The organism is Brachybacterium sp. GCM10030268 (assembly GCF_042666305.1).
Lineage (GTDB): Bacteria > Actinomycetota > Actinomycetes > Actinomycetales > Dermabacteraceae > Brachybacterium.
Map to the genome: position 1 here is coordinate 318,745 of NZ_JBHTCW010000001.1, position 17,625 is coordinate 336,369.

Here is a 17,625-nt window from a genome sequence, read left to right on the forward strand (position 1 = left end):
GGGCTCAGCTGACGGAGACGGTCGGTGCCCCGGCGGCGACGGCCTCGCCGCCGTCGGCCTCGGCCGCGATCCGGTTGGCCTCGGCCAGCAGGGTCTCGACGATCTCGTCCTCGGGGACGGTCTTGATGACCTCACCCTTGACGAAGATCTGACCCTTGCCGTTGCCGGAGGCCACGCCGAGATCGGCCTCGCGGGCCTCGCCGGGCCCGTTGACGACGCAGCCCATGACGGCCACGCGCAGGGGGACCTCGAGATCCTTCAGGCCCTCGGTGACCTTGTCGGCCAGCGAGTAGACATCGACCTGGGCACGGCCGCAGGACGGGCAGGAGACGATGTCCAGCTTGCGGGGCTTGAGGTTCAGCGACTGCAGGATCTGGTTGCCGACCTTGACCTCCTCCACGGGCGGAGCCGAGAGGGAGACGCGGATGGTGTCGCCGATGCCCTCGCCGAGCAGGATGCCGAAGGCCACGGAGGACTTGACGGTTCCCTGGAAGGCGGGGCCGGCCTCGGTGACCCCGAGGTGCAGCGGCCAGTCGCCGCGCTCGGAGAGCTGGCGGTAGGCCTCGACCATGATGATCGGATCGTTGTGCTTCACGGAGATGCCGAAGTCGTGGAAGTCGTGCTCCTCGAACAGGGAGGCCTCCCACACCGCGGATTCCACGAGCGCCTCGGGGGTGACGCGGTCACCGGTCATCATGCGCTTGTCGATGCTGCCGGCGTTGACGCCGATGCGCAGAGCCGTGCCGTGCTCCTTCGCGGCGGCGGCGATGTCGCCCACCTGGTCGTCGAAGCGACGGATGTTGCCGGGGTTCACGCGGACTCCCGCGCAGCCCGCCTCGATGGCGGCGAAGACGTACTTGGGCTGGAAGTGGATGTCGGCGATCACCGGGATCTGGGACTTCGCCGCGATCGCGGGCAGCGCATCGGCATCCTCCTGGCGCGGGCAGGCCACGCGCACGATGTCGCAGCCGGCGGCGGTCAGCTCCGCGATCTGCTGGAGGGTGGCGTTGATGTCGTGCGTCGGCGTGGTGGTCATCGACTGCACGGTGATCGGCGCGTCACCGCCGACGTACGTGCTGCCGAGTTTGACCTTGCGCGTCTTCCGGCGCGGTGCGAGCACCGTCGGCGGCTGCTTGACGGACGGGATCCCGAGGCTCACTGAAGTCACTCCTCCATTATGGACTCCTGCGGCAGAGGTGGAAGGCGAGCTATGACACCTCCACCGCACCTGCACGAGCCCGCCGCGCACCGCGGAGCCCCGCCGCCCCTCAGGGGAACAGCGTGATGGGCTCGACGATGTCCGCGTAGAGCAGCAGCACCGTCATGAGGATGAAGGCGATCGCGACCGCGTTGGTCAGCGGCAGCAGCCGTGACATGTCCACCGGCCCCGGGTCCGCTCTCCCGCGCAGCCGTGCCAGCAGGCGCCGGATGCCTTCGACCAGGGCTCCGGCCACATGGCCGCCGTCCAGCGGAAGCAGCGGCACCAGGTTGAACACGAACAGCGCCATGTTCAGGGAGGCGAGCATCGAGATCATGGTCCCGGTCTTCTCGCGCAGCTCGAACCCGGGCTGGTCGGCGGAGGCGACCTCGCCGGCAAGTCGAGAGACCCCGACCACGCCGAGAGGGCCGTCGGGGTCCCGCTCGGCGCTGCCGAAGGCCGCCTGGGCCACCTCGTAGAGCCGCACGGGCAGGGTGAGGATCAGCGCCCCGGTGCGGGTGAAGGCGGACCACGCCATCTCGGGCACGACGGCCGGGGACTGCGGGACCAGTTCCCGGGTGCCGGAGACGCCGAGGAAGCCGACCTGCTCGGTGACCAGATCCCCGTCCTCGTCGTAGACCGCGGAGCCGTCCTCGTCCAGCACCGGTCGCGCGTCCACGATCGGGGTGGCCTCGAGGGTGAGGATCTCGCCGTCGCGCTCGATGACGACGGGCACGGTGCGGTCGCCGCTGGCGCGGACCGCCGAGGTCACGTCGGACCAGGTCTCGATCTCGTGGCCGTCGATCTCACGCAGGGTGTCGCCGGGCCGGATACCGGCCGCGAGGGCCGGGGCCTCGGGCCTGCCCTCGCAGCTCGCGTCGGCCGGAGCATCGGCAGGGACCACGCACTCGGAGACGGTGTCGACGGTCGGGGTGATGGCGGGCAGACCGATCCCGGTGACCATCACCGCCATCAGCACCACGGAGATCAGCAGGTTCATGGCGGGCCCGCCGAGCATCACCACCAGCTTCTTGGGCACCGAGAGGGCCACGAAGGTGCGGTGGGCGTCCTCGGGTCCGTACTGGGAGGCCTCGTACTCCTTGGCCTCCTGCGACATCTGCGCCATCTGCTGGACGAGCCCGGTGGAGTCCTCCCGGATCGTGCCCTCCGGCTCCCCCTTGTGCGGCGGGAACATCCCGATCATGCGGATGTACCCGCCCAGCGGGATCGCCTTGAGCCCGTATTCGGTCTCGCCGCGGGTGCGGGAGAAGACCGTCGGCCCGAAGCCGATCATGTACTGGGTCACCCGGACGCCGAACAGCTTGGCCGGAAGCAGGTGGCCCACTTCGTGCAGGGCGATGGAGATCGCGAGGCCGGCGGCGACGACCAGGACGCCGACGATGAACAGCAGGGCGCCGCTCATCCTCCGCTGCCCTCGATCAGCTCCCGTGCGGCGGCGCGAGCCCAGGCCTCCACGGCCAGGACGCCCTCGACGCCTCCGCTCGGCGTCGCCTGCGGACGCAGCGGGTGCGCGAGCACGGAGGTGATCAGCTCGGTGATCCCCAGGAAGGTCAGCCGTCCCTCCAGGAACGCGCTGACGGCCTCCTCGTTGGCGGCGTTGTACGCGGCCATCGCTCCTCCGCCCTCGCGGTGGGCGGCGCGGGCGACGGTGATCGCCGGGAAGGTGTCCTCGTCGACCGGTTCAAAGGTCCAGGACTGGGCGGTGGAGAAGTCGAGCGGAGCGGCCAGCCCCGGCAGCTTCTCCGGGTGTGCGAGCGCCCAGCCGATCGCGTGGCTCATGTCCGGGGGGCTCGCCTGGGCGATGGTGGACCCGTCGACCAGCGTCGCCATGGAGTGCACGATCGACTGCGGATGGACGACGACGTCCACGCGGTCCTCCGGCAGGTCGAACTGCAGGCACGCCTCGATGACCTCGAGCGCCTTGTTGACCAGCGTCGCGGAGTTGGTGGTGATCACGGGGCCCATCGCCCAGGTGGGGTGGGTGAGGGCCTGCTCGGGAGTGACCCCTTCGAGCTGCGAGCGGGTGCGGCCGCGGAAGGGGCCGCCGGAGGCGGTCACCACGAGGCGGTCGACCTGCTCGGGGCGGACCCCCGCCAGGGCCTGGGCGATCGCGGTGTGCTCGGAGTCGACGGGGAGGATCTGGCCGGGGGCCGCGGCCCGGGTGACGAGCTCACCGCCGACGACGAGGGATTCCTTGTTGGCCAGGGCCAGCCGGGCTCCGGAGGCGAGGGCGGCGAGGGTGGGCAGCAGGCCGACGGACCCGGTCACGGCGTTGAGGACCACGTCGCCCTCGCCGAGGCTCCCCGCCAGGTGGGCCACGGCGCCCTGGCCACTCTCGAGGCGGGGAGCGGAGATTCCCGCCGTCCGGCAGGCGGCGGTCACGGCGCGCTCGACGCCCTCGGCGCGGTCCGGGTCGGAGACCACGAGCCGCTCGGGGCGGTGGGCGAGGACCTGTTCGGCGACCAGCTCGGGCCGCGAGCCGCCGACGGCGAGGCCGTGGACCTGGGCGAGGTCCGGGTAGCGGGAGATGACCGCCAGGGTCTGGGTGCCGATGGAGCCGGTGGCCCCGAGCAGCACGAGCCGACGGGCGGGGCCCCCGGTCACGGCACGGAGGCCATCACGTCCGCGACGTGGTCCAGGTAGACGTCGACCACGGCCTCCCGGTATCCGTCCGGGCCACGGCGACGGCGGAAGGCGGCACGACGCACGTCGTCCACGCTCATCGGCAGCCCGTCGGTGAAGTAGGCGACCAGCTGATCGCACAGCGCGTCGACGTCGGCCCGATCGTAGGCCGGCTCCCCCTGGGGCGCCGGTGCGAACCGCTCCCCGGCGGGACGCTCCAGGCGCTCCTTGAGCATCTCGGCGCGTTCGGTGAGCTGGGCGACCCAGACGTCCTCGCCCTTCTCGGCGATGGCGTCGTCCCTGGCCTGCAGGGCGAAGGCGTCCGAGAGACGGTCCAGGGCCTCGTCGACCACGCGCATGTCATAGCCGCCGCGCTCGGTGCCGAAGCTGGCCGAGGTGATGTCCGCTCCGCTGAAGCCGGGATCGCGCCCCTCGTAGGCGGTGCGGGCGCGGGCGAGGAACTCGTCGACCTCGCGCATGTCGTATCCGACGCTGAAGCGAGAGACACGCTCGAACGATGTGCTCACCAGTGGATCCTTCCTCGGTGCTGTCGGTGTCCCACTGTAGCGGCGTGGGCGGTGGGGTTCGTGGACGTCGGCGCCGCGATCACTGGGCGCCGCCGGCGACGGCCTCGACGCGGGCGACCCGGGCCTCACGGTCCTCCCGGTGCACGTCGGTCTCGATGACCTCTGCGGCGAGCTGGCCGCAGGCTCCGTCGATGTCCGAGCCACGGGTGTCCCGGATGGTCGCCGAGATCCCGTTGTCCCGCAGGGTCTGGACGAACTGCTTCTCCACGAACGGATCCGACGCGGTCCACTTCGAGCCCTTGACCGGGTTCAGAGGGATCGGGTTGACGTGGACCCAGTGGGCGCCGCCGTGCGCGATCAGCCGATCCGCCAGCAGCTGGGCGCGGTGCGCCTGATCGTTGATGTCGCGGATCAGGGCGTATTCGATGCTGACGCGCCGGCCCGTGGTCTCGAAGTAGTCGTGGGCCGCCTCGAGGATCTCGTCGACGTCGAAGCGGGTGTTGATCGGGACCAGCTCGTTGCGCAGCGCGTCGTCCGGGGCGTGCAGGGAGACGGCGAGAGTCAGCGGGATCTTCTCGGCGGTCAGCTTGCGCACGGCGGGGGCGAGGCCGACGGTGGAGACGGTGATGTGGCGCGCCCCCATGCCGAAGCCCTCCGGGGCGGGGGCGTTCAGGCGCCGGCACACGGTCGCCACGGGCCGGTAGTTCGCCAGCGGCTCTCCCATCCCCATGAACACGACGTTCGAGACGCGGCCGGGGCCGCCGGGCAGTTCGCCGCCAGCGAGCAGCTGATTGGCGATGCGCACCTGCTCGAGGATCTCGGCGGTCGAGAGGTTGCGGGTCAGGCCCATCTGCCCGGTGGCGCAGAAGGGGCAGTTCATCCCGCAGCCGGCCTCGGAGGAGATGCACAGGGTCACGCGGTCGCTGTAGCGCATCAGCACCGACTCGACCATGGAGCCGTCGAACAGCTTCCACAGGAACTTCTGGGTGGCACCGTGGTCGGCGGACTGCCTCGAGACCACCGTCAGCAGCTGCGGGAAGAAGCGTTCGACGAGTTCCTCGCGGCGGTCCTTGGGCAGGTCGGTGAGGTCCGCGGGATCGGTGGTGAAGTGCTCGAAGTAGTGGACCGAGAGCTGCTTGGCGCGGAAGCCGGGCAGCCCCATCTCCTCGACGGCGGCGATGCGCTCGGCCAGGGTGAGATCGGCCAGGTGCGATGGCGGCTTGCCCCGGCGCGTGGGACGCAGCTGGAGCTGCCCGGGCGCCAGGGCGACCTTCTCGCCGGGCACGGCCTCGCGGGAGAGATCAGGGAGTTCGGGCGGGTCGGTGTTCGTGTTCATGGCAGCAGGACCTCCAGCATGACGTAGGTGGTGGGGGCGGCGAGCAGGACGGAATCGACCCGATCCAGCACGCCCCCGTGGCCGGGAAGCAGATGGCCCATGTCTTTGATCCCCAGGTCACGCTTGAGGAGGGACTCGGCGAGATCACCGCACGTGGAGACGATCACCAGGACCACGCCGAGGATCACGCCCGTCCACCATGGCAGACCCAGGCCGAACGATCCGACGGCCGTGACCGCCGCGGTGCCCAGGATGAGCGAACCGGCGAACCCCTCCCAGCTCTTCTTGGGGCTGATGCCCGGGGCCATGGGATGCGACCCGAACAGGACGCCGCTGACGTAGCCGCCGACGTCGTTGCCCACCGGTCCCAGCACGGCCAGCAGCACCAGCAGCGGCCCCTGGTCCAGACCGAACAGCAGCAGGGTGAAGCAGCCCAGGAAGGAGACCCAGGCCAGGGCGAACACTCCCCCGGCGACGTCCCGCAGCGCGGTCAGGCCCATCGACTCCGAGGCCCGCCACACGATCAGCACGCACACCGCGACGGCCGTGGACACCAGCAGCCCCTCGACCTCGAACACGACGGTGGAGACCACCATGCCGATCACGCCGACCAGCAGCGGCACTGCCGCGACCCGCAGACCGCCCTGAGCCAGGGCACGGGTCAGCTCGAGCACGGCGAGCACCATCGTGACCGCCACCAGGACCGGGAAGGCCTGGGGCACGACGAACAGCGACGCGAGCAGCGCCGCACCGAGGCCGAGACCGACCAGGATCGCGGCCGGCAGGTCCCGGCCGGCACCACGGCGCTTCGCGCGCGGGGGCGCGCCGGTCACGCCCTCGGCCGCCTCGAGCGGCATCGAGGCGGCCGGGCGTGCGGAGCGGTCCGGGTCCGAGGTCACGAGGGCGGCAGGAGATCGAGGGCGACGTCAGATCGTCGCGAGCTCGGACTCCTTGGCGCCGAGCGCCTCGTCGATCTGATCGATGAACTTCTTGGTCACGGACTCGAGCTCCTTCTCGGCGCGGTTGCCCTCGTCCTCGCCGATCTCCTTGTCCTTGACCAGCTTCTCAATGCTCTTCTTCGCGTTGCCGCGGGAGCCGCGCACGGCGACGCGGCCGTCCTCGGCCTTGGTGCGGGCGAGCTTGATGTACTCCTTGCGTCGCTCCTCGGTCAACGAGGGCAGGACCACGCGCAGGTTGTCACCGTTGTTGGTGGGGTTCACGCCAAGGTCCGAGTCCCGCAGCGCAGTCTCGACCTGCCCGATCGCGCTCATGTCGTAGGGCGTGACGATGACGGTGCGGGCCTCGGGGAACTGCAGCGAGGCGAGCTGGTTCAGCGGCGTCGGCGCTCCGTAGTACTCGACCATGATGCCCTGGAACATCGCGGCGTTGGCCCGGCCGGTGCGGATGGAGCCGAACTCCTCCTTGGTGACCTGGACGGACTTGGACATCTTGGCCTCGGCGTCCTTCAGGATGCTCGCGGTGTCGTCGCTCACGGGATGCTCCTCGGTTCTCGGTGGGTGGTGGGATCCATTGTCCCGCACCGTCAAGGCGGGACTGCTGGGTGGACTCTCGCGCGGCGGGCACGCCCCCGCTCCCGGCCTCCGGGACGGTCGGCGGCTCCGGGCCCCTCGGACGAGCAGAGACCGCGGGGACGTCGCCCGCGGGGGGCTCGAGCCCTCGCGCGTCCGGATCAGTCGCTGGTGACCACGGTCCCGATCCGGTCCCCGCGCAGTGCGCGGGTGATGTTGCCGGGTGTGTCCAGGCCGAAGACCATCATCTGCTGGGCGTTGTCCATGCACAGGCTGAAGGCGGTGGAGTCGACGACCTTCAGACCGCGCTGCAGGGCGTCGTTGTAGGTGACGGCCTCGAGCTTGACGGCGTCGGGATTCGTGCGGGGATCGGAATCGTAGACCCCGTCGACGCCGTTCTTGGCCATCAGCACCTCTTCGCAGCCGATCTCCAGTGCGCGCTGGACGGCGACGGTGTCGGTGGAGAAGTACGGCATGCCCGCACCGGCACCGAAGATCACCACGCGACCCTTCTCCAGGTGCCGCACGGCGCGCAGCGGGATGTAGGGCTCGGCGACCTGACCCATCTCGATGGCGGTCTGCACCCGCGTGGTCACGCCGCGCTGTTCGAGGAAGTCCTGGAGGGCGAGACAGTTCATGACGGTGCCGAGCATGCCCATGTAGTCGGCGCGGCGGCGGTCCATGCCGCGCTGGGACAGCTCGGCGCCGCGGAAGAAGTTTCCTCCCCCGACGACGATGGCGCATTCGATGCCCTGGGCGACACCCTCGGCGATCTCCGCGGCCACGCGCGAGACGACGTCGGGATCGACGCCGACGGCGCCGCCGCCGAAGGCTTCTCCGGAGAGCTTGAGGAGGACCCGGCGGCCGTCCTGCTTCTTCGGGAGAACGGGTATGGGGGACGTGAACGTCTGGGTCATGTCGGTCCTTCCGCGCGGGGTCCTCGGTGATGATACCGAGCCGCGGCCCCGCACCGAGGGTGCGGGGCCGCAGGTCGGCGGCCGCTGGTACGCGGCCGATGGGTCCCGGGCCCGGGGGCCCGGATCCCCGGGGAGTCAGCCTCCGACGCGGAAGCGGACGAAGCCGGTGAGAGTGCCGCCGGCCTCCTCGACGATCTTGCCGACCGTCTTCTTGGGATCCTTGGCGAACGCCTGGTCGAGCAGCACGTTCTCCTTGTAGTAGCCGTTCAGCCGGCCCTCGACGATCTTCGGGATCGCCTTCTCGGGCTTGTTCTCGTTCTTGGCGGTCTCCTCGGCGATGCGGCGCTCGTCGGCGACGAGCTCCTCGGGGACCTCGTCACGGTCGAGGTAGGCCGGGGAGAACGCGGCGATGTGCATCGCGATGTCGCGCGCCACCTCGGCACCCGCCTTGTCGGTGGCCACCAGGACGCCGACCTGCGGGGGCAGGTCCTTGTTGGTGCGGTGCATGTAGGCGGTGACGACCTCGCCCGAGACGCGACCGATGCGGCGCACCTGGATCTTCTCGCCCATGGTGGCGCCGGCGTTGGTCAGGGCCTCACCGAAGGAGGTCTCGGCCAGATCGGCGGGCTCGGAGGCGCCGGACTCGACGGCCGCGGCCACGGCCTCGTCGCCCAGGGCGACGAACTTGTCGTTCTTGGCCACGAAGTCGGTCTCGGAGTTGATCTCGACCAGCGTGCCGGTCTGACCCTGATCGGTGTCGCGCACGTCGACGGCGATCAGGCCCTCGGAGGCGGTGCGGCTCTCACGCTTGGCGATCCCCTTGAGGCCCTTGACGCGGATCAGTTCGACAGCCTTGGACTTGTCGCCCTCGGCCTCGTCGAGAGCCTTCTTGACGTCGAGCATGCCCGCGCCGGTGGACTCGCGGATCTCCTTGATGTCTGCTGCCGTGTAATTGGCCATGTTCCTCTTCCTTGTGGGAGCTGCTAGCGGAGGGTGCGGGGCGGGCTTCGGCGATGGCGGGCCCGCCCCGTGGAGGGGCCCGGGAGCGACGTTATCGCCCCCGGGCCCGTTGGTCACTCGGCCGCGGTCGGCTCGGTCCGGCCGTCGGTCGCCTCGGAGGCGGACTCGGCCGTCTCGGCCTCGGCGTCCGACGCGCCCGGGGCGGGCTGCTCCACTGCGGATTCGGTGGCCTCGGCCGCAGGGGCCTCGGCGGACTCGGCGGCGGGGGCCTCGGTCGCTGCCGGGGCGTTCTCCGCGGCGACGGATTCCTCGGCGGGGGCGTCCTGCTGCTGGACCTCGGACTGCTTGAGCAGCTCGCGCTCCCACTCGGCCAGCGGCTCGGCCTCGACGGCGGAGACGTTCTTCTCGCCGCCGCTGGACTTGGCGTGACGCTCCTGCAGGCCGGCGGCCACGGCGTCGGCCACGACCCGGGTCAGCAGCGTGACGGAGCGGATCGCGTCGTCGTTGCCGGGGATCGGGTAGGTGACCTCGTCGGGATCGCAGTTGGTGTCCAGGATCGCGACGACCGGGATGCTCAGCTTCTGCGCCTCGTCGACAGCGAGGTGCTCCTTGTTGGTGTCGACGATCCACACGGCGGAGGGCGCCTTGCCCATGTCGCGGATACCGCCGAGGGTCTTCTCCAGCTTGTCCTTCTCGCGGCGCATCATCAGCAGCTCCTTCTTGGTGCGGCCGGAGGAGGCCACATCGTCGAAGTCGATCTGCTCGAGCTCCTTGAGGCGGTTCACGCGCGCGGAGACGGTCTGCAGGTTGGTGAGCATGCCGCCCAGCCAGCGCTGGTTGACGTAGGGCATGCCCACGCGGGTGGCCTGCTCCTGGATGGAGCCCTGGGCCTGCTTCTTGGTGCCGACGAACAGGATCGTGCCGCCGTGGGCGACGGTCTGCTTGACGAAGTCGTAGGCCTTGTCGATGTACGACAGGGTCTGCATGAGGTCGACGATGTAGATGCCGTTGCGCTCGGTGAAGATGAAGCGACGGACCTTCGGGTTCCACCGACGGGTCTGGTGACCGAAGTGGACGCCGCTCTCCAGGAGCTGGCGCATGGTGACGACTGCCATGATGGTGTCCTCTTATCTAGGCCTGGGCTCGCACGACTCGCCCGGTGGGGCGTCCGCGGTCATCGCGCAGGACCTTCGTTCTCGGTTCTTCCCCGTCACCGGTCGATGCGGGGCCTGGCGCCCGGGAAGCCGGCCGCCCCGGCGGCGGCCCGCGCGCGAGGCGCGGAGGCGACCGAGGACCGTTGGCCGGCGAGCCCTGATGGGCACGCGAAGTCATCCGGACGGACCGGATGCTGTCTCGAGTCTATCTGACGCTCACAGTCGGCACAGCGCGTCGTGCATCACGCTGCGGGGTGTGTCGGCGCGGCGATCGTTCCTCCCCAGGACCTCTTCGTCCACCGGGTCCTCGTCCCGGATGACGCGGTCGGCCGACGTGGCGAGGATGCCGCTATGACTTCTCGAGACGCCCTCGATCGCCGGCCGGCCCGACAGCGGATCCTGGTCCTGGTCCGGGCCGTGCTGGTCGTACTGTGCCTGGTGGCCGCCTTCGTCGTCGCCATGCCCGGCTCGGCGCGCGCCGAGGAGGTGCGCTGGACGTGGCCGACACCGGCTCCCCATGACGTCGTCGCACCCTTCGACGCTCCGGACACCCCCTACGGACCCGGCCACCGCGGGATCGACATCGCGGTGACCGGAGAGGGCGCCGCGGTGCATGCGGTCGACTCGGGCACGGTGCGCTTCACCGGATCGGTGGCTGGGCGTCCCGTGGTCTCGGTGCGGCACGCCGATGGCCTGATCTCCACCTACGAACCGGTCGCCGGCGAGGTGGTGGAGGGGCAGACGGTCCGCGCCGGGGACGTGCTCGGACGGATCACGCCGGGCAGCACGCGGTCGCATTGCGCTCAGATGTGTCTGCATCTGGGTGCGCGGCGCGCTCAGGGCTACGTGGATCCGATGGTGCTGCTGGGGGCGCGGGGACCGAGTGTGCTGCTGCCGCTGGCCCATCACGGGGCTCCCGGGGCGCGCGATGCTGTCGACGCCGGCCCGTGAGCAGATCAGGCGCGCGGGTGTGCCTGGTCGACGGTGCGGCGGAGCCGCTCGGCGCTGACGTGGGTGTAGATCTGGGTGGTCGCGAGTGAGGAGTGTCCGAGGAAGTCCTGGACGCTGCGCAGGTCGGCGCCGCCCTCGACGAGGTGCGTGGCGGCGCTGTGACGCAGCGTGTGCGGGGATATGTGCCTCGAGATGCCGGCCTCGGCGGCGTACCGATCCAGCAGCGTGCGCACGGCGCGATCACCGAGTCTGCCGCCACGGGCGCCGAGGAACAGTGCGTCGCCGGCGCGAGTCGCGCCCGCGCCGCCGGCTCGCGCGAGGACGGGCCGACCCTCGCGCTCCCAGTGCTCCACAGCGGCGAGCGCCGGGGCGCCGACGGGGACGATGCGTTCCTTGTCGCCCTTTCCCCGGACTCGGACGGTGCCTCGGGAACGGTCGATGCCGCTGCGGTCCAGGGCGACCAGCTCCGAGACCCGCAGTCCGGAGGAGTAGAGCAGTTCAAGGACCGCGGCGTCGCGCAGCACCATCGCGCGCCGGGCAGGATCGTCAGGCACGCCCGGGGAGCCGGGGACCTCGGCGCCGTCGGACGGGACGGCGCCGCCTGCGCCATCAGCACCATCGAGGCCGGCACGTGCATCGGCGTCGCTGCCTGTTCCGGACGCCTCGCCGCGTCCTCCGGTCCCGGAGGGGCCCGTCTGTGCCGGCACGATCCGGTCCAGCAGGTGCCCGGCCTGCTCACTGGAGAGCACAGTGGGCAGGTGGCGGCCCCGCCGGGGTGCTTTCAATCGGCCGCCCACGTCGTGCGGGATGCGGCCGGTGGCGGCGAGCCATGTGGTGAAGGTGCGGGCCGCGGCGGCCGACCGCGCCAGCGTGCTCGCCCCCACGCCGCTCTCCGCCCGCGCTGCGAGCCATGAGCGCAGGGCGGCGACGTCGAGCTCGGGGAGCTCGATGCGTTCGACCTCGCGCAGATGCTCGAGCAGGTGGGCGGCCTCCCGGCGGTAGGCGCGCATGGTGTGCTCCGAGCGCCCCCGTTCGAGGCGGAGATGGTCGCTGAAGGCGTCGAGCACGGCGTCCTCGGCGCTGCTGCGGTCTGTGCCCATGTCCCCAGTCTCCCGCATCTAGGCGTCCCCGGCCGGGAGGACGTCAGCCGGTGCGCACGCGTCGCACCCTCTCCCCCACGTCCTCGACGAGCCCCAGCAGACGCAGCCGCGCCAGGGCGGATTCGACCTCGACGGCCTCGAAGCCGATCTCCCGGACGATGCGCGCAACCGGCAGGCTGGAGCGCGGCGGCACAGCATCGAGCACCCGACGATCGGCGGGCGTGAGCAGGTCCAGCTCGTCCTGGACGGCGAACCCGCCGTCCCCCGCCGCCGGGCCGCCGGGCAGCAGATCGAGCACGTCGGCGCTCTCGGTGATCAGCACGGCACCTCGTTCCCTGATCAGCCGGTGGCACCCGGCGCTGGCTGCGGAGGTGACCGGGCCGGGGACGGCGCCCACGGGACGGGAGATCTGGTCGGCGAGCCGGGCGGTCGACAGCGCCCCGGAACGCCACGACGCCTCGACCACCAGCACTGCCTGGGACAGCGCGGCGATCAGCCGATTGCGCGAGAGGAACCGCCAGCGGGTGGGCGCCGTTCCCGGCGGGGCCTCGCTGACCAGCAGGTGTCGGTCCCGGATCCGTTCGAGCATCTCCGCGTTCTCGCGGGGATAGAGCCGGTCCAACCCACCGGCGAGAACGGCGAGGGTGGCCCCGCCGTCGGCCGAGAGGGCACCGCGGTGGGCCGCGCCGTCGATGCCGTAGGCGCCGCCGGAGACGACCGTGCCGCCGGATGCGGCGAAGGAGGCCGCGAACGTTCCGGCGATCTCCTCTCCGTAGCCGGTGGCGGCCCGCGAGCCGACGACGGCCGCGCAGCGTCCGGTGACGAGATCGTCGAGCCGGCCCGGGCCCTGCACCCACAGGCAATGTGGGCTCGTCTCCTGCAGATCGTCCAGGGCTGGGGGCCATTCTGCGTCCTCCGGGGTGAGGACTCGTATCTGCCGCTGATCGGCGTCGTCGAGGACCCTGTCGATGTCGAGGCCGTCCAGCCGTGTCCGCCAGCGGGTCAGGGCGCGGCGGGCTCTCAGCTGGTGGGTGCCGGGGCCGGGGTCCGCCGCGTCCGTGGGCAGCCGCCCGCCCAGACGTGCCAGCAGCTCGCTCTCCGTGCCGTGCCTGGCGAGCTCCAGAGCGCCGGCGGGCCCGAGCACGCTCCGAGCGAGCAGGGCGACGGGGTCCGCCGGCTCGGCGATGAGTGACCAGGTCACGCGGGCTTCGCGAGTCGCGTCTGCGCCGGTCTCCGCGGAGCCGGGGGCCGGTGCTGCAGGGTCCGGTTCGGCCGCGGTACCGGCAGGATTGCTCGGGGTGGTCATCGTGGTTCTCCTTCGCGCAGGGTCAGGGCGGTGCCGATGTGCCCTTCGCCGGGACGGTCGGAGCCGTCGAGGTCGGCGAGCGTCCAGGCCAGGCGGAGCACGCGGTCGTGTCCGCGCAGAGTGAGGCGACCCTGGGCCACGGCATGGTCGAGCAGCCGGCGCTGTGGTGCCTCGGGGGCGAACTCGCGCCGCAGCCGAGGCCCGGGCAGGTGGGCGTTCGTGGTCCAGGGAAGGCCGTCGTACCGTCGTCGCTGCCGCTCTCGTGCCGTGCGCACACGGTCGGCGATGAGCGCGCTGGGCTCGGCGTCCTCGGGGCCGGAGCGGCGGACGTCGACCGGTCCCACGCCGACGCGCATGTCCACGCGGTCCAGGACCGGGCCGGACAGCCGGGCGGCGTAACGACGTCGCTGCAGCGGGCTGCAGGTGCAGTCGACCCCCTTGCCCCAGGCCTTGCCGCACGGACAGGGATTGGCCGCCAGGATGAGCTGGAACCGCGCGGGGTAGCGGGTCACGCCGCGTGCACGGTGCAGGGTGATGTCGCCGGTCTCCAGCGGTTCGCGGAGGGCTTCGAGCACGCGCGCGGGGAACTCCGGGGCCTCGTCCAGGAACAGCACGCCGGCGTGGGCGCGCGAGATGGCGCCGGGCAGGGCGATCCCGCCCCCGCCCCCGACCACGGCGGCGGTAGTGGCGGTGTGGTGCGGGTTCTCGAACGGGGCCGTGCGGCGCAGCCCGTCGCGGGCGTCGAACCGTCCGGCCAGGGAGTGGATCGCGGAGACGGTCAGGGCGTCGTCGATGTCGAGCTGCGGCAGGATCCCGGGGACCCGGGAGGCGATCATGGTCTTCCCGGCGCCGGGCGGCCCGCTCAGCAGGAGATGGTGTCCTCCGGCGGCGGCGACCTCCGCGGCGCGCCGCGCCTGGGCCTGCCCGATGACGTCCGCGAAATCCGGGAGCTGGGGGGAGCGGGAGCGCTCTGAGCTCTTCCGCTCCGGTGCCGTCAGCCGGAGGGTCCCGCGTGCCGGTGCCGGCGGGACGTCCGCGCCGAAGCGGTGCAGGACGCTGGTCAGGTCGCCGGCCCCGTCGACCTCCATGCCCTCGACCAGGCGCGCCTCGGGGAGGTTCTCCTCGGGAACGATCGCCCGCGTCACGCCGTGAGTGCGGGCTGCGAGCAGGGCGGGCAGCACCCCGGGGACCGGGCGCACCCTCCCGTCCAGGCCCAGTTCGCCGAGGAGAACGGTGTCCCCCGGCAGGTGGGTGAGCAGGTCACCCTGCGCGTCGACCACCGCCATCGCGATGGCGAGATCGAAGCCGGAGCCGTGCTTGGGCTGCCAGGCAGGCGTCATGTTGATGGTGATGCGGCGCGCGGCCAGTCGCACCCCGCTGCGGGCGGCGGCCGCGCGGACCCGTTCGCGGGCCTGCAGGGTGGAGGAGTCGGGCAGGCCGACGAGGGAGAACGCCGGCAGACCTTGGGAGACGTCGGCCTCGACCTCGACCAGGGTGCCGTCGAGGCCGGTGAGAGAGATCGAGAGCGTGCGCGCGTGACCCATCAGGAGACCGCTTCGAGGTGCTCGAGGGAGAAGGTCCCGTCGAGGTGGGCGTGGACGGCGACGACATCGATGCGCACGTCCCGATGCGGCGTGGAGCGCTCCATGAGGTACTGCCCGGCCAGCCTGCGCAGGCGGCGCAGCTTGGAGGCGGTGACCGCGGCCTGCGGCACCCCGGTGACGAACGTGCGACGTGTCTTGACCTCGACGAAGACGAGCGTGGTGTGGGCCAGGGCCACGATGTCCAGTTCGCCCTGGCCGAGCCGGAGATTGCGCTCGATGATCTGCCAGCCGCAGGCGACCAGGTGCTCGGCTGCGAGGTCCTCCCCGGCACGGCCGAGCTCCACGGTGGACATCTCGCGCACACGGCGCGCCTCGGGCGGTGCCGCGGGTCCGGCGACAGGCGGTCCGGACGAGGGCGCCCTGGGAGCGGCCCGGGGCCGGGCACCGGGGGCGGGAGCTGCTGCGGGTCGAGGGACGGGGAGGAGCGAGTTCATGCCCGTCAGCCTCGTCGCGAAGGCCTCCCGACGCACCGCCGGGCCGGGTTTTGGGGACGGGCGCCCCTTGGGGAGGAACGGTGCCGCGGCCGGCGCGGCCGCGGCACCGGCGGCGTCGCCGCTACGGCAGGGAGATGTCCGGCTTGTTGAGCTCCTCGATGTTGACGTCCTTGAACGTCACCACCCGCACGGAGCGGACGAAGCGGTTGGAGCGGTAGATGTCCCAGACCCAGACGTCGGCCAGGCGCAGCTCGTAGAAGACCTCGCCGCCACCGGAGCGGACCTGCAGGTCGACCTGGTTGGCGAGGTAGAACCGACGCTCGGTCTCGACCACGTAGGTGAACAGGCTGACCACGTCGCGATATTCGCGGAACAGCTGGAGTTCGAGGTCGGACTCGTAGTTCTCGAGTTCCTGGGCGCTCACCGACGCTCCTCCTCATGCTGCGGGTGCCACTGGTCGTCCCACAGTACGCCAGCGCGCGAGGGTTCCGGCGCGTCGAGGGGAGTCGTCCCCAGGCGCCAGCTGCGACGGTGATGCTCATGGACGCCGAGGGTCTCGATCGCCCGGCGATGGGCCGCCGAGCCGTAGCCCTTGTTCGAGGCCCAGCAGTAGTCGGGGGCGAGAGCGTCCAGGGCCACCATCTCGGCATCGCGCGCGACCTTGGCGAGGATGCTGGCGGCCGCGACGCTGGCGCAGTCCCGGTCCGCGGCGACCCGCAGCTCGACCACGGGGGTCGGCCGCGCACCGTCGGCTGCTCGTGCGAGCTCGGCAGAGAGCACGTCGACGTTGCCGTCCAGCACGATCGCGTCGATGTCGATCGCCAGCGCGTCGATGGCACGCACCGCGGCACGGGTCAGAGCGCGGATGATGCCGATCTCGTCGATCTCCGCGGCGCTGGCCCAGCCGACGCTCCCGGCGAGGATGCTCTCGCGGATGGGCGCCACGAGGGCTTCCCGGCGGCGGGCGGTGAGCAGCTTGGAGTCGCGGACATCCTCGGGCAGGGCCGCGGCGCGCCCGTCGATCACCTCGATCGCGCAGGCGCCCATGGCGACCGGTCCGGCGAGTGCGCCGCGGCCGACCTCGTCGATGCCGACGACGATGCGTCGCCCGGGCCCGCAGCAGGAGGCCAGGGCGAGCTCGGCGTCCAGGGTGGGAGCCGGTGTGCTCACGGCTGGTCGGGAACCTCGTCGAAGGTGTCCCCGGCCTCGCCCAGTCCGCTCCAGCGGCCGGCGGGCCAGAAGATGACCTCGGCCTTCCCGGTGACGTTGTCCTCCGGGACGAAGCCGTCCTCGCCCTGGACCTCGTGATAGGCGGAGTCGGCCGAGGCGTAGCGGTTGTCCCCCATCACCCAGATCTTGCCGTCGGGCACCGTGACGTCGAACGCCGCCTTGCAGGCGGGCGTGTCGGGGTTGATGTACGGCTCGTCCAGCTCCGTGCCGTTGACACTGACGGCGCCGCCCTCCTCCTCGCACTCGACATGGTCGCCGGGCAGGCCGATCAGTCGCTTGACCAGATGATCCTGGGACGGGTCGGGGGCGAGCCCGACGAGGCTGAGCACCATCATCATCCGGACCCGCGGCGTCGGGTCGTCGGTGACATCGCCCGGGATCCAGTTGTCGGGGTCCTCGAAGACGACGACGTCACCGCGGTGGAGGTCGAACACGCCAGGGGTGAGCTTGGAGACCAGGATCTTGTCGTCCTGCAGCAGCGTGGGGTTCATCGAGGCCGAGGGGATGTAGAACGGCTGGATCAGGAACGTCTTGACCAGCACCGCGATCAGCAGGGCGACCGCCATGGTCAGGACCGTGTCCAGCCACAGCGGCATGCGCCGGCGGCGCGACGGGCGGGCATCGGCCGAGGCGGCCGATGCCGGGGCGGCGCCGTCGGCGGACGCGGCGTCCTCGCCGGATGCGGCGTCCTGGGAGTCGGACACAGCGCGGCGGGTCTCATCGGGCGGGTTCATCG

General features: G+C 71.6%; 18 protein-coding genes. 1 reads left to right on the forward strand and 17 read right to left on the reverse strand.

Annotation, left to right across the window (positions count from 1 at the left end):
- Positions 1 to 4: 4 nt before the first annotated feature.
- The 10 genes from ispG to rpsB all read right to left on the reverse strand — a co-directional run bounded on the left by ispG (position 5) and on the right by rpsB (position 10,225).
- Positions 5 to 1,168 (reverse strand): flavodoxin-dependent (E)-4-hydroxy-3-methylbut-2-enyl-diphosphate synthase, encoded by a 1,164-nt coding sequence (ispG, locus tag ACFQRD_RS01435; RefSeq protein WP_377020368.1) that lies wholly within the window; start codon positions 1,166 to 1,168, stop codon positions 5 to 7.
- A gap of 100 nt (positions 1,169 to 1,268) precedes the next feature.
- Positions 1,269 to 2,621 (reverse strand): M50 family metallopeptidase, encoded by a 1,353-nt coding sequence (locus ACFQRD_RS01440; protein ID WP_377794418.1) that lies wholly within the window; start codon positions 2,619 to 2,621, stop codon positions 1,269 to 1,271.
- The gene (dxr, locus tag ACFQRD_RS01445; RefSeq protein WP_377020366.1) at positions 2,618 to 3,823 is read right to left on the reverse strand and encodes a 1-deoxy-D-xylulose-5-phosphate reductoisomerase; all 1,206 of its coding nucleotides are present in this window, start codon (positions 3,821 to 3,823) and stop codon (positions 2,618 to 2,620) included. The genes ACFQRD_RS01440 and dxr overlap by 4 nt, the downstream gene beginning before the upstream one ends.
- Complete coding sequence (locus tag ACFQRD_RS01450) at positions 3,820 to 4,368, reverse strand: DivIVA domain-containing protein (protein WP_377020365.1); 549 nt, start codon at positions 4,366 to 4,368, stop codon at positions 3,820 to 3,822. The genes dxr and ACFQRD_RS01450 overlap by 4 nt, the downstream gene beginning before the upstream one ends.
- A 79-nt stretch (positions 4,369 to 4,447) precedes the next feature.
- Positions 4,448 to 5,704 (reverse strand): 23S rRNA (adenine(2503)-C(2))-methyltransferase RlmN, encoded by a 1,257-nt coding sequence (gene rlmN / locus ACFQRD_RS01455; RefSeq protein WP_377803337.1) that lies wholly within the window; start codon positions 5,702 to 5,704, stop codon positions 4,448 to 4,450.
- Positions 5,701 to 6,603 carry a phosphatidate cytidylyltransferase gene (locus ACFQRD_RS01460; protein WP_377794422.1) on the reverse strand — a complete coding sequence of 301 codons (903 nt, stop codon included), beginning with the start codon at positions 6,601 to 6,603 and terminating at the stop codon, positions 5,701 to 5,703. Before ACFQRD_RS01460 ends, rlmN begins: the two co-directional genes overlap by 4 nt.
- A gap of 27 nt (positions 6,604 to 6,630) precedes the next feature.
- A complete protein-coding gene (gene frr / locus ACFQRD_RS01465) occupies positions 6,631 to 7,197 on the reverse strand; it encodes a ribosome recycling factor (RefSeq protein ID WP_377020362.1) in 567 nt (188 codons plus the stop codon).
- Between the two features lie 197 nt (positions 7,198 to 7,394).
- The gene (gene pyrH / locus ACFQRD_RS01470) at positions 7,395 to 8,150 is read right to left on the reverse strand and encodes a UMP kinase (protein ID WP_377803338.1); all 756 of its coding nucleotides are present in this window, start codon (positions 8,148 to 8,150) and stop codon (positions 7,395 to 7,397) included.
- Between the two features lie 135 nt (positions 8,151 to 8,285).
- A complete protein-coding gene (gene tsf / locus ACFQRD_RS01475; RefSeq protein ID WP_377803339.1) occupies positions 8,286 to 9,110 on the reverse strand; it encodes a translation elongation factor Ts in 825 nt (274 codons plus the stop codon).
- 113 nt (positions 9,111 to 9,223) lie between these two features.
- Positions 9,224 to 10,225 carry a 30S ribosomal protein S2 gene (rpsB, locus tag ACFQRD_RS01480; protein ID WP_377020359.1) on the reverse strand — a complete coding sequence of 334 codons (1,002 nt, stop codon included), beginning with the start codon at positions 10,223 to 10,225 and terminating at the stop codon, positions 9,224 to 9,226.
- Positions 10,226 to 10,615: 390 nt separating this feature from the next.
- Here rpsB and ACFQRD_RS01485 point away from each other — a divergent pair, with 390 nt between their 5' ends.
- Positions 10,616 to 11,215 (forward strand): murein hydrolase activator EnvC family protein, encoded by a 600-nt coding sequence (locus ACFQRD_RS01485; RefSeq protein WP_377803340.1) that lies wholly within the window; start codon positions 10,616 to 10,618, stop codon positions 11,213 to 11,215.
- 5 nt (positions 11,216 to 11,220) lie between these two features.
- Here the strand turns inward: ACFQRD_RS01485 and ACFQRD_RS01490 are convergent, their stop codons facing one another.
- From ACFQRD_RS01490 to lepB, 7 genes are all read right to left on the reverse strand, one after another.
- The gene (locus ACFQRD_RS01490) at positions 11,221 to 12,315 is read right to left on the reverse strand and encodes a tyrosine recombinase XerC (RefSeq protein WP_377794431.1); all 1,095 of its coding nucleotides are present in this window, start codon (positions 12,313 to 12,315) and stop codon (positions 11,221 to 11,223) included.
- Between the two features lie 43 nt (positions 12,316 to 12,358).
- Positions 12,359 to 13,621 carry a DNA-processing protein DprA gene (gene dprA, locus ACFQRD_RS01495; RefSeq protein ID WP_377803341.1) on the reverse strand — a complete coding sequence of 421 codons (1,263 nt, stop codon included), beginning with the start codon at positions 13,619 to 13,621 and terminating at the stop codon, positions 12,359 to 12,361.
- Positions 13,618 to 15,165, reverse strand: a complete 1,548-nt coding sequence (locus tag ACFQRD_RS01500; protein WP_377803342.1) for a YifB family Mg chelatase-like AAA ATPase — start codon at positions 15,163 to 15,165, stop codon at positions 13,618 to 13,620. The genes dprA and ACFQRD_RS01500 overlap by 4 nt, the downstream gene beginning before the upstream one ends.
- A complete protein-coding gene (locus ACFQRD_RS01505) occupies positions 15,165 to 15,518 on the reverse strand; it encodes a YraN family protein (protein ID WP_377020421.1) in 354 nt (117 codons plus the stop codon). Before ACFQRD_RS01505 ends, ACFQRD_RS01500 begins: the two co-directional genes overlap by 1 nt.
- Positions 15,519 to 15,780: 262 nt before the next feature.
- Positions 15,781 to 16,083 (reverse strand): DUF2469 domain-containing protein, encoded by a 303-nt coding sequence (locus ACFQRD_RS01510; RefSeq protein WP_377020354.1) that lies wholly within the window; start codon positions 16,081 to 16,083, stop codon positions 15,781 to 15,783.
- The gene (locus tag ACFQRD_RS01515) at positions 16,080 to 16,829 is read right to left on the reverse strand and encodes a ribonuclease HII (RefSeq protein ID WP_377803343.1); all 750 of its coding nucleotides are present in this window, start codon (positions 16,827 to 16,829) and stop codon (positions 16,080 to 16,082) included. Before ACFQRD_RS01515 ends, ACFQRD_RS01510 begins: the two co-directional genes overlap by 4 nt.
- Positions 16,826 to 17,623, reverse strand: a complete 798-nt coding sequence (gene lepB, locus ACFQRD_RS01520) for a signal peptidase I (RefSeq protein WP_377794452.1) — start codon at positions 17,621 to 17,623, stop codon at positions 16,826 to 16,828. Before lepB ends, ACFQRD_RS01515 begins: the two co-directional genes overlap by 4 nt.
- Positions 17,624 to 17,625: the final 2 nt, after the last annotated feature.

Coding starts and splice junctions, on each gene's coding strand:
- ACFQRD_RS01440 (WP_377794418.1), bottom strand. CDS start 2,621: ATGAGCGGCGCCCTGCTGTTCATCGTCGGCGTCCTGGTCGTCGCCGCC.
- rlmN (WP_377803337.1), bottom strand. CDS start 5,704: ATGAACACGAACACCGACCCGCCCGAACTCCCTGATCTCTCCCGCGAG.
- pyrH (WP_377803338.1), bottom strand. CDS start 8,150: ATGACCCAGACGTTCACGTCCCCCATACCCGTTCTCCCGAAGAAGCAG.
- tsf (WP_377803339.1), bottom strand. CDS start 9,110: ATGGCCAATTACACGGCAGCAGACATCAAGGAGATCCGCGAGTCCACC.
- rpsB (WP_377020359.1), bottom strand. CDS start 10,225: ATGGCAGTCGTCACCATGCGCCAGCTCCTGGAGAGCGGCGTCCACTTC.
- ACFQRD_RS01485 (WP_377803340.1), top strand. CDS start 10,616: ATGACTTCTCGAGACGCCCTCGATCGCCGGCCGGCCCGACAGCGGATC.
- ACFQRD_RS01490 (WP_377794431.1), bottom strand. CDS start 12,315: ATGGGCACAGACCGCAGCAGCGCCGAGGACGCCGTGCTCGACGCCTTC.
- dprA (WP_377803341.1), bottom strand. CDS start 13,621: ATGACCACCCCGAGCAATCCTGCCGGTACCGCGGCCGAACCGGACCCT.
- ACFQRD_RS01500 (WP_377803342.1), bottom strand. CDS start 15,165: ATGGGTCACGCGCGCACGCTCTCGATCTCTCTCACCGGCCTCGACGGC.
- ACFQRD_RS01505 (WP_377020421.1), bottom strand. CDS start 15,518: ATGTCCACCGTGGAGCTCGGCCGTGCCGGGGAGGACCTCGCAGCCGAG.
- lepB (WP_377794452.1), bottom strand. CDS start 17,623: ATGAACCCGCCCGATGAGACCCGCCGCGCTGTGTCCGACTCCCAGGAC.